The organism is Chitinophaga sp. OAE865, assembly GCF_040546735.1.
Taxonomy (GTDB): Bacteria; Bacteroidota; Bacteroidia; order Chitinophagales; family Chitinophagaceae; genus Chitinophaga; species Chitinophaga polysaccharea_A.
In genome coordinates this window covers 5,544,314-5,560,353 of record NZ_JBEPOF010000001.1, presented here as the reverse complement: position 1 = coordinate 5,560,353, position 16,040 = coordinate 5,544,314, and the positions used below count along the sequence as shown (strand labels likewise).

Here is a 16,040-nt window from a genome sequence, read left to right as displayed (position 1 = left end):
GCCAGATGTGAGTTCGCTATATTAACTTTAGGGCATCATGGAGTGTATAGAAAATATTGAAAGTATTACTGGTGATTGAGAAAAAATGAATACAATATATTAGCATTGCAATCCTCCCATGATCCGTAATATCAGCTGCCGAAGGCGCTCAGGTGCCATTCTACGGATAATCACAGCAGTATACCGGTATACGCATTTGAATACTGAAATTAGTACGTATACTGTGTCTGTTACCCTTACATCTTTAGCAGAACAACATATTTTTGATATTTCCGGATTTTAGTTGCCCGAAACGTCTGATTATAACATTTTATGAAATATAAAAAATATGAACCGTCTATATTATTGTCAATCTTCCGAAGGAAAGGCGGTGAAGGGTCGATGACTAAAATAATCAGTGATGAAAACAAAACCGATTTTATTCATCAATTGACTTTTCTTCAAACAGATGAACAACCGTTGTTATGTTTTAAGCAGGATGAATCAAATTGGTTATTAATAACGGGAGACCGGATTATAGAGGAAAAAAATGGAGTAACATTGTTTATACACTATTCGGAACTGGTCAAGGTAAATATTGCCCTCCATGAGGAATATAAAGACGGGATAAAGAGTGTAAAGGATTTTACACGTCTTGTTTTGATCGATATTCATGACAGAAATCATATTGTGAAATTAGAGAAGGGAGAACATTACAAAGGTATATTTCAATTATTACATCATGTAGTATGAAATATTAGAAGAAGGCTTTAAATCTATTCTTACAAAAATTATTTTTTACAACTCTTAAAAGAGAAAGCAAACAAATACCTATATGGCATTAGTTTTTTGGGGTAGTACAAAATGTGATCTTTGTGGAAAAATACTAGATGTTGAGGACCAAATCGTTTCATTTCCTAATGTAGTACAGAATGAGTCCGATCCACTTTATTGTTTTAATGATCAGGTATATCATTCCGGGTGTTTAATGAATAATCCACAATGGCGGGAAGTCGATTTGTTTTTTAAGTACTATTCTTCATTGAAAAGAGAACGAAAGTGTGTTGTATGCGGGCATTTTATAACCAATCCTGAGGAGTATTTAACTCTCGGTTTTCTAACTGCTGATAGCAAAGCTTCATTGTTTAAATATAATTTTTTGGAATTCCATAGTCAACATTTTAATCAGTGGAGTGAAAAATGGGAGGTGCTAAGCCACTTAAGGCAACTGAAGGATAGCAGGCTTTGGAGTGGTAATAGTCTGGATTGGATCTTTGACGGCAGAATTTTTAAATAATACATTGGATGAAGTTTTTTTTACCTGGTTACTTTCAATGAAAGAAGAGGGGAAACCCGCAGACATTATCTACGGATTTCCTATTGTATGCAGGATGAATATAAATTTCCCTCTTATCATCTCCCCAATATCTCCCCAAGCCTCTCTTCCAGCGTCTCTCCCCGCAGGTTCTTTGCCACGATCTTCCCGCTGGGATCAATCAAAAAATTCTGCGGAATGGAGTGCACCTGGTACAGCTTCGCAGCCGCATTTTTCCAGAATTGCAGATCGGAAACCTGGGTCCATGGTAAACCATCTTTTTCAATCGCTCCAAGCCATGCTGCTTTTTTTCCGGGTTGATCCAGCGAAACACCAAGTACGGTAAAGTTGTTATCCCTGAACTTGTGGTATGCTTTAACCAGGTTAGGGTTTTCTGCCCGGCATGGCCCGCACCAGGAGGCCCAGAAATCCACCAGTACATATTTCCCCCTGAAATCAGAAAGCTTTACAGGTTTGTCGTTTACATCGTTTTGTGTAAAGTCAGGGGCAATTGCTCCAATGGAAAGGGGGCCCAGATCGTACAGTATTTCCGCAAATCGTTTACCGCTATTGCTGTGCTGCAATACAGGAGAAAGCGTTTGGAAGATCGGCTTAATACGGGGCACATCTATATCATTCCCGGCCACTTCCACCAGGGTAAACAGGCTGATAAAAGAGGCTGGATTGCGGCGGATGAAGACATATTTCAGAGAATCCGTTTTTTTTGAAACTTCCCGGTATTGTTTCATCACGCTATCCATCAGTGCAGGGTCTTTTTTCCGCTGGTCTGATGCGGTACGGAATATGGAATCCATGGACTTGCTCATCTGATCCATATAAAGCAGCACCGTTTGTTTGTATCGCTTGTAGTCGTTGTTTACAGGTCCGCCTTTAACGGTAGCGTTTTTGACAGTGCTTGTACCGGTAATGTCTATACGGCCTTTTTCCAGGTAGCAGTCAATAACATCAGCTGTCTTTGTCCATTTTTGGGCTGCTCCTCCGTCATGATCAATGAGCACAGTTACTTTTGAAGGTTCATCTACCTGTCCGCTAAAAGTATAAATACCTTTATGAGGCATTACCGAGTCGAGAAGCTGCTGGTTGCTCCATCCGTAATCTTTTACCAGGTAAGCCTTTGCAGGTGTTGTGATGGTGTTGAGCCTGACAGTCAGCGTGTATTTACCGGATTGTGCAAATGCCAGTCCGGGCGCCAGCAGGGCGGCAATGAAAATATTTTTTTTCATAAAAAGATTTTGTTGAGAAGAACAGGACAGCAGTTTTGCTATCCTGTTCCGGTATTATTTATTGAAGATATCCCGGGTTGGGAGTAAGATTAGGATTTTGCAGCAGGTCGCCGGGCGGAATAGGCCAATACGCCATGTAACTTTTCCAGGTGGTTAATTTGACGGGCGCCACAACAGCCATTACGGCATCAATGGTACCGGTACGTTTCAGGTCGAAGAAACGGTGTCCGCTTTCTGTGAACAGTTCTGTTTGCCTTTCCCGGGCAATGGCGGCAAGGAGAGCAGCCTGGTTGCTGTTGGGTAGGGCTTGCAGCCCGGCACGCAGGCGTACAACGTTCAGGTCTTCCACTGCGGTGTTTTTATTTTGCATGGCCCTCGCTTCTGCACGGATCAGGTATTGTTCCGAAAGCCGCAGCAGCACCTGGTATTCTGCATTGGGTACGGCAGATTTATATTTAGCAGGGAAGTAGTAAGTGACCGCCGGACTGGTAGAAGTAGCGGCAACCGTTGAAGTACGCGTCCAATTGGTGAAACGCTGGTCCCCGTTCTCAAAGGTATTGAGTAAAATGCTGCTCAGCGCCACGAAAACGCTGGAGGAAGCAGGTGTTTGCGGCGGCGTGATAGTAGCCGGCATGCCATTATTGTAGTAGGAATATTCACTGGTTGTTTTCGGGTTGTTGGTAGCCAGCGCCCAGATGGTTTCTTTGCTGTTGGCAAGGAACACCTTATCCGGCGCAAGCATCTCATAATTCGTGTTGCCGATCAGTGCAGTAGCCTGCGCCTCTGCATTGGCCCAGTCTTTCGCATACAGGTATACCCTGGCCAGCATGGCTGTAGCTACCGCTTTATTGGGGCGAAAGCGATTAGGAGTGGTGATGCCATAACCGTTTTTATATTCATCGCTCAGCAGCGATTGCGCCATTTTAAGATCGGCAATGATCTGCTTGTATACATCTGCTTCCGGTGCGCGCGATAACCGGTTGTTTATTGCGTAGTCGTTTGTTAGCGCAAGCGGCACAGGTCCGTAGATATTGACCAGGTAATAGTAGAAATACGCGCGGAGGAAATAGCACTCACCCAACCATTGATCCTTATAAACCAGGTTGCCTTTGCTGGTATTGATACCATCAATAGCGGTGTTAACTGTGAAAAGCTGCTTATACAAATCTGCCCAGTTGCCGCTTTGCCCGCTTTGAACCGCATTTTTATAAAATACATCTGCAAAGTTACCGGACAGCAGGCTTTTGAGCTCGTCAGTATATAAACCCATGGTATAACCTATATTGCCGCTCGCGTTGCCGGTAAAAGGGCCGGAACTGTTCATGGCCAGGTAAAGGCCTGTAACAACCGTGGACACCATGTTGTCGTTGGAATAAACATCGGCAGCCGCAATGGTGTTTGCGGGCAGCTGAGTGCCGTCCAGGTAGGATTCACAGCTGCTTAGTGTGAAGGTAAGCATCGCTGCAGCAGCAAGCAGGCATTTTGGTAAGCTATGATCAGTATGAAATATCATCTTCATTTTCTCTACATTAAAGTGTTACATTAATTCCGGCTGTAAATACGCGCAATGGAGGAATTACGCCGGCGTTCAGGTTCTCCGGGTCGAGGCCGTCGAAGTTGGAAATGGTAAGCAGGTTTTGTCCCTGGAGGTAAACCGACAGGTTTTTCAGATGCAGCATTTTATTTACTTCAGGGCTGAAGCTATAGCGTATGCTTACGTTTTGCAGCCTTGCATAAGTAGCATTGCTGTATGCCCCGGTACTTTCCTGCAGTAGCCACTGCCGGAATATGCTGGTGAACTGGGAGCTTAGTTTGGGAATATCGGTTACATCACCCGGTTGCTGCCAGCGGCGCAGCCACATGGTGGACCCGTTCAGGCCGTATAAGCCAAAAGGGAAAGCAGTTTGGCCAAGGAAGTTTTTACCTGTCCGGCTGGTAAAGCTGAATGAAAAGTCGAAGGTGAGCCGCTTATAGGTAAAGGAGTTTTGCAGTCCCCCGAAATATTTCGGTGCCAGGTCTACAAATTCAGTTTTATCTGCCCGTGTTAATCCTCCTGTGAAATCCGAAACATTACCTTTCGCATCAGTGAAGCTGTAGTAGCCTGTTTCGGGGTTTACCCCGTTGTATTTATAAAGTAATATCCCGGTAACAGGTTTGTTCAGCACATAATTCGAATTCTGGTTACTTTGAGATGGAAGCCGCAGCAGCTTGCTCTTTGGTACGGAAATGTTGAACCGTGTTGACCAGGTGAAATTTTTGCTTTTGATATTGATGGTGTTCAGACTGGCTTCCCAGCCACTGGTGCGGATCAGCGCATCAGAGTTCAGGGTATAGCTGGTATAACCGGTTACGCTCGACAGGGGCTGTCCGAGCAGCTGGTTGCCGGCGCGGTTATGATAATAACTAACATCGGTCGTAATCCTGTCGTTGAAGAAACCCAGCTCCAGGCCGGCTTCGGAATTAAAGTTACGTTCCCAGTTCAACAGGGGATTGGGAAGGGAGTTGGGAGATAATCCTACCTTACCATCATAGGAGCCACCGGTCACACTATAAGTACCAAGATAGCGGAAATCGCCAATGGCATCGCCGCCTACTACGCCGCTGCTCACTCTTAACTTACCAAAGCTGAGCCAGGGCAGGTTATCCTTTACCAGCTTTTCCCCGCTGAAGATCCAGGCCAGCGCTGCAGAACCAAAATTTCCTATACGGCGCCCCGGGCCGAATTTAGTGGAACCATCCCTCCGTGTATTAATATCGATAATGTATTTATCATCCCAAACAAATTTTATAATCCCATACATGCCGATGGACCGGTACTCGGTGAGATTATAATCGGTTGTTACCGTAGACCCGGCGGAAGGGTTGTTCAGCAAAGCATCTGACGGAAAACCTTTCCCGGTGATCTCATCAAAATAGGTTACCTGGTTGTTCACTTCACCGCCCAGTTTAATGCTCAGATCACCTTTCTTACCAATTAAGGTATTGTATTCACCATAAGGCGAAATAGTGATGGAGCGGGTATTATACTGGTGAAGAATACCCACTGTTTGCGTAGCTGCCTGGGTGTTGGTAGGATTAAAGGTAGAAGTGGGATAGCCGATCAGTTCTTTCCCGGAAATCGTATTATACCCGAAAATACTGCGAAGGGTCACCTTCTTAACAGGTTTGTAGGTAAGGGTAGCATTGGCAAGCAGGTTATTGGTCACGTTTTTATACAACCTGTTCGCATTACTTGCGGTACCACTGCTGTTAAGGTCATTTCCAATGGATGCCCAGTTAATGCTGCCGTCTTTATTGTAGGCCGGTGGCGCATTAGGTGGTGTGAGCGCGCTAACGGAGAAATCATAAGGCACCATATCATTTTTGGAGGAGAGATAAGTACCGGTGATGCCCATCGTGAATTTATTGTTTGCCGAGCTTGTGTTTAATGAAAACCTGAGCGAGCCATCCCTGTTTGATCCTTTATGGCGCTGGATATTCCCCATGTCGCGGAGACTTCCGCTGATAAGATAAGTCGTGTTCTGCGCACCGCCGCTGTAAGTGAGGTTGGCATTGGTGGTGGCTGCCGACTTTCCCATAAACTCCTTTCTCCAGTTCGTGTAGCGGTCGGCCGGCCAGGTACCATTCAGGTCATTATCGCTGGCAGATATGTCCAGGCCATCATTCTTTATTGCTTCGCGGCGCAGCATCAGGTACTGCTGGGTATTAAGCAGGGGAGGCGTTTGGCCGTTGACCGATACGCCCGTATAGATATTGGCGTTAAAGGATTGCTGGGCCGACCTGGATTTTTTTGTGGTGATGAGAATTACGCCATAGGCGCCGGAAGAACCATAGATAGCAGTGGCATCTACATCTTTGAGCACATCGATGCTTTCAATATCGTTTGGATTGATGTAGTTTAAGCCGCTGCCACCCTGCAGGAAATCCTGCGTACCATAGGAGGTATTGGTAGAAAGGGGCAATGTGCCACCGGGAAAACGTACACCATCCACAATGATCAGCGGCTGTGTGGCGCCGGTGGTAAGATTGGCAGAGCCGCGCATCCTGATGGTAAAAGCGCCTCCCGGCTGACCGGTCACCTGTTGGATGAACAAACCCGGTACTTTGCCCTGTAATGCTTCCAGCACATTGTTTACCGGGTTCTTGGCTATTTCTTTAGCCGTAATGGTAGTAATGTTACCCGCATTAAATCTTTTTGTAGTGGTACCATAGGCAGTTATCTGTACTTCATCAATAGGAGAAGTGCTCACAGCAAGCTGTATGATGAGCGCCGACGGATTTCCGGATACCAGTTTCGAGGAACCGGCCCGGGAAGTGTTCTCCTCCTTATCCTGCTGCCCGGCATTCACCACCTGTACATGATCACCTGTGAAACGAAGGGTAAGCGGAGCGAATCCTACAGCAGATATCTTAAGCACATCTCCCTCACTGGCATCAATGGAAAAATAGCCATTAGCCGTGGAAGTAGTGCCTTTCTTTGTACCGGTTATCACCACGTTCACTCCCGCCAGAGGTTGTCCGTCGGAAGAACGGACAATACCTCTTACAGGAATAAGCGTGTTAATATAGGAAGCGGAAGGAGAAAGCGTTTTAACAGGAGCTGCGGGCGCCACTTTCCGGGAAACAAGGATCGTTTTGCCTTCTATCACATACTCCAATGGCTGGGTTTTAAAAATATCGTTTAACAGCTCTGTAAGCGGCTGGTCCTTAGCAGACAGCGATACCGGCCTGGAATCGGCCAGCACTCCTTTCTGGTTAAGCAACACATAGCCCGTCTGTTTTTTAATGGCAGCAAACACCTGTTTTAAACTCAGGTTCCTGCCTGAAATAGTGACGTTTTGCGCCATACTGGTGGCCTGGGCATGAATAAAAGCGGCCGTTAATAGTAAGGTAGTTAATTTCATAACCTTAAAGATTTTGGTAGGCGATCCTTTTTTTAAGGAGGCGCTGGATCCGGCTTTCGCGGATCGGGCAATGCCCTGGCATTCCCCCTGGTTGGCGGGGGGGCAATAGCATTTTTTTTGCATAGATTTGCAGCAGATTTGGTTGTTAATAAAAGTGGTTGGCAAACCGTTTTTTGGACCAGCTGAATTTATCCACCGTCACAGGCCTAAACTGTGACGGTTTTTTTTTAAAAGCTGACCCGGTATATATTGTTATGCCGCTTAAAAGCGGCAGCACAGCATATTCTATTGGACAATCAATTTCCTGCCTTCAATCCGAAAGCGTACATCCGTTCTTTTCAGCATGATCAGTAAACCGTTTAATGATACATCTTTGGTCATCTCCCCTTCAAATTCAATATCGGGAACACCATTTTCATACACTACCTCTATATCGTACCAGCGCTCCATCTGTCGCATGATTTCGGCCAGCGTTGCTCCATCGAAATAAAACAGTCCATTTTTCCAGGCAACCGCTTTTTCCGTATTCGCATTTGCCACCTTAATCCCGGTTATACCGGCATTGCTCAATTGCGCCTGCTGACCGGGACGAAGAACCACGGCTCCCGGTCCACGCCGGTTAGCCGCAGAAACCCGCACCGCTCCTTCCAGTAAGGTAGTGGCAATAGATTGCTCGTTTTCGTAGGCATTCACATTAAAATGAGTGCCCAGCACTTCTATTTCCGCTTTATTGTTTACCCTCACGCTGAAGGGAACAGAGGGGTTCTTTACCACTTCAAAGTAGGCTTCACCGGTCACTTCCACTTTTCTTTCCTTACCGGGAAACACGGTAGGATAACGTATTGAGCTGGCTGCATTTAACCATACCAGGGTGCCATCGGGTAAAGTAAGACGGAATTGCCTGCCTCTCGGGGTCGACATTGTATTAAATACCACTTCTCCATTCGTATTGCCCGTGGGATCATATGCAACCTGCCCGTTGGCCAGCACCACCTGTGCGCCGTTCTGTTTGGCAATAACGCCATTGCCCAGGCTATCCAGCTTTATTTTGGAGCCATCGGCCAGGGTAAGGGTAGCGCCCTCCCTGCCGGGGCCTATGTCTGTAGCTTTAGCCGCAATGGCCACGGGGTGTGTATTTTTTTTATGGACTGTCCAATAGTAAGCACCGGCGGCAAGCACCAGCAAAACCGAAGCAGCGGCCCAGCTCCAGCGGGGTAGGAAATGAATGCGGCGAACAGGCTTATCGCTGTTTAGTGCCTGCTGCAACAGCGGCAGCAAGGCCTCATCCCGGGGGATGTTCATATCCGGTTCTCCCGCCAGCGCCTCAAAGGCAGCCTGCAATGCCTCCTGGTGGGCGGGGGCTTGTAACAGGCGCCGGAACTCTTCCTGCTCTGCTTCGCTCAGGTTTTTTTCCAGGTACCGCCCGGTAAGATAATATATGCGTGTATTGTCCATACTCTGATAATAAGATGCGCGGGGAAATGAGTTGTCACTATCCGTCACTAAAAAAATAAAAAAATAATAATGACAGGCAGCCGTATAGCCTGTGGCAGGAAGCTGCGGATAGTTTGGAGGGCGGCGCTCAGCGCATTGCGTACATACCCGTCTGAAAGGCCAAGTTGAGCAGCTATTTCTTTTGTAGGCATACCTTTTTCCCTGCTGAGCTCATAAATGGTACGGCGCTGGGAAGGCATTGACAGGAGCGCGCGCTTCACCGCATGTTGTATTTCCTTAACGGAAATAGTATGGAGTGCAAGGTTAAAACTGGCATCTTCCTGTTTAAGGTTGTCCAGTTTGGCATTGTATAAAGAAGTTTTGCGGAGATATTGCAAACATTCATGGATCATGACCTTCCTGAGCCATGGGCCGGGTGTTTGTACATCCGACAGCCGGTCCCGGTTCAGCCATATCTTAATAAAAAACTCCTGTAATACCTCCTGTTTTGCAGTTTCGCTCTGAAGCATACGCAAGGCGATGGCTGCTAATGGTGTGGAATAAAGATTAAACAGGATTGTGAAAGCAGCTTCATCTCCCTCTGCAATACGTAAAAGCAGCTCTTTTTCATTATATGTTTGGTTGGATGACAATTATCTTCAGAGGCCGGATTATTTTGCAAACTAGGGCAAAAAATTATAAGTAGGTAATGATCCGTGTAATTATTTTTGCTGTATTGTTTTAATTCCCAAACAATGCCGCTTCGTTTATTACCTCCCAGGAGCCTTCCATGATCTCTTCCTCCAGTTCCTTCCCATCCCAGCCACAGTACCCGATAAATATCCTGATATCATCAGCGGTAAGGGTATAGTTGTTGATCAGTTTCATCGCCGCTGCAAAATCCCCGCCCAGGCAAATGTTGCCGGCTACGGGTTCACCATTTTTTATAAGATCAGGGCGCTGATGTATAAAATAAAGATGTTCCTGGTCCACCGGGCCTCCTTCATGTAACGGGAAGGGAATACTGTTTTTGAACTCTTCCAGCTCGTTTATGGCCCGGGGAAATACTTTATTGATCACAAATCCCAGGGCGCCTTTTTCATTCTTTTCAGCAATGAAAATGAGGGTGTCCTCGAAATAGGTGTTGTTAAGGAGGGAGGTGCTTTGTAAGAATATACCTGCGTTCATGGGGTAAAAATAAAACAATGCCGGGAGCCCGGAAAAATCAGTTTTAAAAAACAAAGCCACCCTTCGGTGGCTCCATCTTTCTTTATCTTCAAAACACCAGGCTATTTCTTTTTATCGATCCTGTACAACCCTGCACCATGACGGGCAATAGCCGGGGCGAAAGTCCCTGAAAAGCTGCCCACCCGTTTCCCGGACCAAAGGTCCGTTATAACACAGGAGCCGGTAACGCCTAATGTGCTCAGGTCAACTGTTACAGCCGTGGCTGGTGTGGAAGGGTTATCAGCTGTATTGAATACTGCAAGATATTTTGCACCGGTAGCAGGATCTTCTGCCGTCCAGGCGGCCTTATCATCTTCTGTAAAAAGAGGACGGTTGCCTGTGCTGGTGTTTAATACTTTCAGTACATTCTTATTGGTGAGCAGGGATAATGTAAAAGGATCGTTGTCGGGAAGATTACCACCAAACATCAGGGGCGATTTAAAGATTGCCCATAAAGTCATGAGGGTGTATTGCTCATCTTTTGTAAACCCGCTCATACGGGGCTGTCCGCGTTCAGCACGGATACCGATACGGCCCAGTGGCAGCATGTCGCCATCAGGATACGCGCCCGGCGCTCTCCATTTATTCCAGCGCTCAAATACCTGGAAATGTTCTTTCAGCTGTTTCCAGTTATCCCAGAAATCGCCCACAGTCCTCCACATGTTGGCATATTGCTGCACATGGGCGGCATGGTCAATAGGCGTTTCACCCGGAGAGGTGCTTAATACTATTTTACGCCCCGTGCGGTCGATTGCTTTGCGGATCATTTCAATTTCCCCTGCAAAATAGATAGGGGAAGAAAGATCATCTACCTTTACAAAATCCAGTCCCCAGGCGGCATACATCTCAAAAAGGGAGTTATAATAAGCCTGCGCGCCTTCCTTTTCAGGAAGAATAGTGTACATATCGTGCAGCCATAGGCATTGGCCTTCTTTGGAATATATATCTGCTGCCCGTGCGGAGCTGCCTTTCACCGGCAAATTTTCCATAACAGCTTTAACAGGTATTCCTCTCATAATATGAATACCGAACTTTAACCCTTTGCTGTGGATATAGTCGGCGAGGGGCTTAAATCCCTGCCCGTTTTTAGCAGAAGGGAAGCGGTTTACCGCCGGTACAAATCTTCCATACTGGTCTATATTGTAATCAGGATCTGTTTCATTATAACCATGCGATTTATCATTGCTCACATACCACCTGATATCCACCACTACATACTCCCATCCGAAAGGCTTCAGGTATCTGGCCATATAGTCTGTGTTGGCCTTTACTTCTGCTTCTGTAACAGTAGGGCCATAACAATCCCAGCTGTTCCAGCCCATAGGAGGGCCGGGAGCCCATTTGTGAAAGTCCTGGCGTCTGCCCGCGCTGCGCAAAAAATGTAGTAAGGATAATGAGAGCTAATAATCGCATCATGATAATAGTATTGTTAAAACTGACATGGAATTTATACGGTAATAGGAACTACCGGAAGCCGAAAGTAATAATTTAAATTATAATTGTCAATTTAACACTTTAATTTTTTGCCGGGAGATGAAGTAGGTGAGGAGCGTATTTGTTCAGAATGAAGTAAGGGGTTATCTTTTTAGCTTTACAAAAACAGCCCTGTGAAACATTGTTTCACAGGGCTGTTTTGGAAGGAAACTATTGTTCCTGTGTATTTTCTTTTTTTGTCGGTTCCTCCGGGTGACTGTCTTTATGCGAAGGCGGCTGACTTTCCAGCATGGATGCTTTTTTTTCGATAGCCTCTTTGGTAGCAGGGTCATCGGAGGTAACCCCGGAATTGTAGTTTCCTCCAACAGACGTTTTCTCTTCTTCATCCTTTCCGGGAACAGCTTTTGAGGTTTTATTATTGTTATCTTGCTCTTTCATAAAAAATGTATTTATTCAATGTTAACTTCACATAAGGCATGCCAGGAAAGCTTTATGATCAGTATCTCATCAGGGCGGCCACAGGGCTGTCTGCCGGCATTTCCTCCTTTTCCACTGTAAATACCTGTCCGCCGTTGGTGATAGTTTTTATCACCGCCTTATTAAGCAGGTCTTCATTATCGCCGGTCATGCCATCGTCCACCTGCAGCGTATTGCTCATTTCATCAAATGTTCCCCATGCCTGTGTGTTATTTGCCACAAATAAGGTATCTACCTGCCCATAGTGGGCCGCGGGTATTACATCTGCAATGATGGAAGAAGTAAGGCCGGTGGCCGATTGACTGGCGTATCTTTCTTTTACTTTCTGCAGCTCCCTGTTGAAGTAGGGTTGCAACAGCGTACGCGCCCGCCTGCATAGTGCCTGTATATCATCGTATTCACGGTTGCCTGTCACCGCTTCGGGGTACAGCTGCGTATATGCAGTGACCGATGCATATAATGCCACCAGCTCTTCCGGCCCCGCCAGTACCAGTGGTACGTTTTCACTATGCAGCAATTCCCTGAAAAGAATATCATCTATTGCTTTCAGGTATTCCGTGCTGTTGTTGTTGCCGGCGCCGCCAATACCCTGGTAATTGGTGTCACCGTTTGCCACACCGGGATCTTCAGGCCGGTTGGAGGCTGTGCTGTCAGGAAGCCCGGCAACTTTTATTTCGTTCATGCCTGAAGCATCGCCTTTGAAAATTTTAGCAGTATGCCTGCTGATCACCAGGAGATAAAAATTCTCTGCCACCAGCATCTCCGGTACCAGTGGAGATAACTGGAACGAAGTGTTTATCACCAGTTGTTCCGACGGCGCCGACTGCATCCTCATATAGCGGGAAAAATCAGGCGCCAGGAACAAGGCCAGCCCTGTCTGCTGGCTGCGCCAGAAGTCGTTGTCGTATACCAGCGCATAACCGGGCCCCAGTAATTTCACGATATCCGGTTGTTTCAGACCTTTTTCCTGTAATAGTTTTTCTGCCTCCTGCAGTTTATTTTTAAAAAGCACTGCATCAGACAGCTCATTCACCGCTTCACCGGATTCATGTGTGGGAATATAAACCGATACACAATATTTTCCGGAGATAGAAGCCAGTTGACTGAAATCGTCTTTCGTAAGCACACCGGGCAGTTCTTCCGGCGGCGCGGCCGCCGTTTGGGCGATAGGAACACGTTTACGGGCGTTATCTTCCTGTTCTTTTTCGTGATCAGGCTTACCACTTGTTTTGGTTCCGTATCCCCTGGATGTATTTGCTTTTGAAGTATTCCTGTTGGGATGCAACAGGTGAACATTGGGCGCCAGCTCATCCGGACCGCTGGTATATTTTTCTGTCATTTCATCGTATTCATTCATTTTTTCCGGCGGAGTAGCCTGTGCTCCAAGTCCTTCTTCCTTATTGGCTCCCGAAGGTTTTCCTTTACCTGGATGGAAAGTGCCGTCTCTGTCTTTTCCCATAAATTTATTTTTAGAGCGTTGAACAATGACTGGTGTTTTCTTCCCGGAGTACCCGCAGCAACTGTACCAATTGCGGCAATAAGGTGATAAAAAAAGGAATGTGGAAAATTCACCGCGTATTGATTTTTTTGAGGAAGGGATTTTACATCAGGTAAGCAGTGGCAGGAATGCTGACAACCGCATCCGGATTGGGAGGGGAAGACAACGGCAGATGTTTTCCGGATAAATGTTGCCCGGGCTAATGCAGGCCCGGGCATTGAGTTATACAGCAGGATTACCTGATCTGCAGGCTCTGAAATATTTTCTTTTCGAGATCAAACAGGTATTCCTGGCGCTCATCTTCGTTAGACAGGATAACCATACCCAGTGAAGAGTGCGGATACATGGTGCATAAAGCGTTATAACCGGCATCATGCCCGCTGTGGAAAATACGCAATCCTTTATCCCATGTATCGGTCATCATCCATGTAAGACCCAATGCAAACCACCGTACATCGCCATAGTTGGGTTTATGGGATAAAAGAATGGCCAGGTCCTTTTCCTGTACATTGGCGGCAACATACCTGAGCATGTCGGCCGGGGTGGACTTTACTGTGAATATAGACCCGGTTGATTTTAACATGGGCTCCATTTCTTCTCCTTTTGCATTGTACGGAATGGCCAGGTGTAATATATCAGCCGCCTCCAGGTTGAGTTTTGTGTGGCGCATGCCCAATGTATTGCCAAAATAACCCCGCACTAACGCATCTAACGGTTTTGTATATACGTTTTCAAGGGCCATTCTTAGCAGCATAATGCCCCCTAAAGAGTAAGAATAGTTTGTGCCGGGAAGAGTATCTAATTTTAGGGAGTGCCAGTCCTGCATATACCTGGATATAGGGTAGCTATAAAAAAACTCGTTTTGTTGATGTGAGCTCCAGTTGTCGAAACCTTCGGGGAAGTTAATAAGGTTAAACCGGTTAAAGCCTCCTGTATGGGTAGCAAGATTTACCAGCTGTATGGCATGGCCCTGGTACTGTAAGTTGGGAAAACTGCCTTTTAAATATTTACGGATATCATCATTAAGCTGCATTTTCCCGTCTGTTACGGCCTTTGCCAGTAATATACCTACAAATGTTTTAGCTACCGAACCTACCTGGTAAATGGTATTGCTGTCTGGAAGCGCATTTGTTTTTTTATTGGCTAGGCCATAGTTGTATATCTGCTGTTTGCCGTCCTTATAAATGCCGATGGAAAGGCCAGCTGCTCTTTTGTCGCTCATATAGATGAGCGCCTGTTTATGCACAATGGAATCCAGCTGCGTATTTAATGGGTTGTCTGATGGTACCTCTTTAAGGGAATCCGTTTCCTGCAGTACAAGATTGCCGAAATCAAACAGCTTCATCTGTCCGTCTTCTACTCTTAATTCAAAGTCTGAATTCTGATTCCTGCCCCGCCATTTGAAATGTTTAACGCTACCGAAATCATCTGTCAGTTCGCTTGATAAAATATCGCCGCTAACAGCCTTATTCTCTTTGAACCTGCTGATGCAGTAATCTTTACTGATATTTATCCTGAACCATTCATTCCCAAGGTCATAAATACCGTCAAAATCGTTGCGGTTATACCGGGCGATGATGGAATCATTCACTGTTTTGCTGCTTGTTATTGCAGCGGTTTGAACAGGAGCTGCCGTCCCTCTTTCCACGCTCTTGATATCTTCCTGCCGGTCTTTCTTAAAATCGAACCGGTTAAATGCCGGGTTATCCGGCACTGCTATGGTGTAGCTGTTTAGCGGGGATATTTCAATGGTAACATTACTGGTGATGAGATCAACAATATGCCCGCCTGCATCTTTTTGCCCTGAAAGATAATGGAAATGATAACCGGAGATGTTGGTATTGTCCATATATGCCGGCAGGCGGTATCCCACCAGGTCGCCGTTGCTGTTGCTGTATTCAAAGAAGTGCTGCAGGTTCAGCATACCGGCCAGTTGCGGATAGGGTTGTTTATCCACCGGCGGAAAGGCGCGTGTTTTTATATACCGGAATTTACCTTTAATATGGATGGCATACATACCATTCATGTTAGGCATAATGTTGTCGAGGTAATGATAGAAGGCAGCTTTGTTCATGCTGTCCGGAACATGTATCACCTTATCTGCCCGGAAGAAATTAACCATGCAAAAGGGGAGAAGGTGATGATGATCCTGTACCTCAAATGTTTTTCCTGTGTACTGTGTCTGGTACACCTTTCCATTCAGCACCAGCAATTCTCCATCAAGTTTATCCGGGGCTCCCAGGCCAAAATCGCCTTTTGTTTTCAGGGAGTCAATAGGGTAGAAGCCGTCGTACAGGCCGCCCATTAATCCGCTGGCCACGCCGGTGGTAAAAAGGTGATGATATTTTACGGGCTGTGGCAGCTGCGCTTTGATAAAAGCGGGGCATAGTAATAATAACGCTGTTAGTCTGATAAAAGCCGGGGAAATAGCCATAAAATGTATAATAAGGACACAAGTTATATGTTTATGGATGAATAATGAAAAGATACAGAATGAATGCGGGGGCCTGTTTATATCTGGCATAGCA

The 16,040-nt window shown here is 46.2% G+C and carries 12 protein-coding genes; 2 read left to right on the top strand and 10 right to left on the bottom strand.

Annotated elements, in window-relative coordinates; all coding sequences use genetic code 11:
* The first annotated feature begins 312 nt into the window (after positions 1–312).
* On the top strand, positions 313–732 hold the full coding sequence (locus ABIE50_RS22230) for a hypothetical protein (protein WP_209859531.1): 420 nt from the start codon (positions 313–315) through the stop codon (positions 730–732).
* Positions 733–814: 82 nt separating this feature from the next.
* Positions 815–1,276 carry a hypothetical protein gene (locus tag ABIE50_RS22225; protein WP_209859536.1) on the top strand — a complete coding sequence of 154 codons (462 nt, stop codon included), beginning with the start codon at positions 815–817 and terminating at the stop codon, positions 1,274–1,276.
* A 116-nt stretch (positions 1,277–1,392) separates the two neighbouring features.
* Here ABIE50_RS22225 and ABIE50_RS22220 read toward each other — a convergent pair whose 3' ends face one another.
* From ABIE50_RS22220 to ABIE50_RS22175, 10 genes are all read right to left on the bottom strand, one after another.
* Positions 1,393–2,538: a redoxin domain-containing protein gene (locus ABIE50_RS22220; protein ID WP_209859538.1), complete on the bottom strand. Its 1,146-nt coding sequence runs from the start codon at positions 2,536–2,538 to the stop codon at positions 1,393–1,395.
* 58 nt (positions 2,539–2,596) lie between these two features.
* Positions 2,597–4,057: a RagB/SusD family nutrient uptake outer membrane protein gene (locus tag ABIE50_RS22215; RefSeq protein ID WP_209859540.1), complete on the bottom strand. Its 1,461-nt coding sequence runs from the start codon at positions 4,055–4,057 to the stop codon at positions 2,597–2,599.
* Between the two features lie 10 nt (positions 4,058–4,067).
* Entirely contained in the window at positions 4,068–7,442 is a 3,375-nt protein-coding gene (locus ABIE50_RS22210) for a SusC/RagA family TonB-linked outer membrane protein (RefSeq protein ID WP_209859542.1), read from the bottom strand.
* A 285-nt stretch (positions 7,443–7,727) separates the two neighbouring features.
* Positions 7,728–8,897 (bottom strand): FecR family protein, encoded by a 1,170-nt coding sequence (locus ABIE50_RS22205; RefSeq protein WP_209859544.1) that lies wholly within the window; start codon positions 8,895–8,897, stop codon positions 7,728–7,730.
* 47 nt (positions 8,898–8,944) lie between these two features.
* On the bottom strand, positions 8,945–9,529 hold the full coding sequence (locus tag ABIE50_RS22200; protein ID WP_209859547.1) for an RNA polymerase sigma factor: 585 nt from the start codon (positions 9,527–9,529) through the stop codon (positions 8,945–8,947).
* Positions 9,530–9,617: 88 nt separating this feature from the next.
* Positions 9,618–10,064 carry a YqgE/AlgH family protein gene (locus ABIE50_RS22195; protein WP_209859549.1) on the bottom strand — a complete coding sequence of 149 codons (447 nt, stop codon included), beginning with the start codon at positions 10,062–10,064 and terminating at the stop codon, positions 9,618–9,620.
* Between the two features lie 101 nt (positions 10,065–10,165).
* Entirely contained in the window at positions 10,166–11,479 is a 1,314-nt protein-coding gene (locus ABIE50_RS22190) for a glycoside hydrolase family 27 protein (RefSeq protein ID WP_354028124.1), read from the bottom strand.
* A gap of 268 nt (positions 11,480–11,747) precedes the next feature.
* A complete protein-coding gene (locus tag ABIE50_RS22185; protein ID WP_142688345.1) occupies positions 11,748–11,975 on the bottom strand; it encodes a hypothetical protein in 228 nt (75 codons plus the stop codon).
* Positions 11,976–12,033: 58 nt separating this feature from the next.
* On the bottom strand, positions 12,034–13,473 hold the full coding sequence (locus ABIE50_RS22180) for a baeRF3 domain-containing protein (RefSeq protein WP_209859553.1): 1,440 nt from the start codon (positions 13,471–13,473) through the stop codon (positions 12,034–12,036).
* Positions 13,474–13,747: 274 nt separating this feature from the next.
* Positions 13,748–15,946 (bottom strand): acetolactate decarboxylase, encoded by a 2,199-nt coding sequence (locus ABIE50_RS22175; protein ID WP_209859555.1) that lies wholly within the window; start codon positions 15,944–15,946, stop codon positions 13,748–13,750.
* Positions 15,947–16,040: the final 94 nt, after the last annotated feature.

Excerpts from the sequence above, each read along its gene's own strand:
- ABIE50_RS22180 (WP_209859553.1), bottom strand. The coding sequence starts at position 13,473 with ATGGGAAAAGACAGAGACGGCACTTTCCATCCAGGTAAAGGAAAACCT.
- ABIE50_RS22195 (WP_209859549.1), bottom strand. The coding sequence starts at position 10,064 with ATGAACGCAGGTATATTCTTACAAAGCACCTCCCTCCTTAACAACACC.
- ABIE50_RS22175 (WP_209859555.1), bottom strand. The coding sequence starts at position 15,946 with ATGGCTATTTCCCCGGCTTTTATCAGACTAACAGCGTTATTATTACTA.
- ABIE50_RS22230 (WP_209859531.1), top strand. The coding sequence starts at position 313 with ATGAAATATAAAAAATATGAACCGTCTATATTATTGTCAATCTTCCGA.
- ABIE50_RS22210 (WP_209859542.1), bottom strand. The coding sequence starts at position 7,442 with ATGAAATTAACTACCTTACTATTAACGGCCGCTTTTATTCATGCCCAG.
- ABIE50_RS22215 (WP_209859540.1), bottom strand. The coding sequence starts at position 4,057 with ATGAAGATGATATTTCATACTGATCATAGCTTACCAAAATGCCTGCTT.
- ABIE50_RS22205 (WP_209859544.1), bottom strand. The coding sequence starts at position 8,897 with ATGGACAATACACGCATATATTATCTTACCGGGCGGTACCTGGAAAAA.
- ABIE50_RS22220 (WP_209859538.1), bottom strand. The coding sequence starts at position 2,538 with ATGAAAAAAAATATTTTCATTGCCGCCCTGCTGGCGCCCGGACTGGCA.
- ABIE50_RS22185 (WP_142688345.1), bottom strand. The coding sequence starts at position 11,975 with ATGAAAGAGCAAGATAACAATAATAAAACCTCAAAAGCTGTTCCCGGA.
- ABIE50_RS22225 (WP_209859536.1), top strand. The coding sequence starts at position 815 with ATGGCATTAGTTTTTTGGGGTAGTACAAAATGTGATCTTTGTGGAAAA.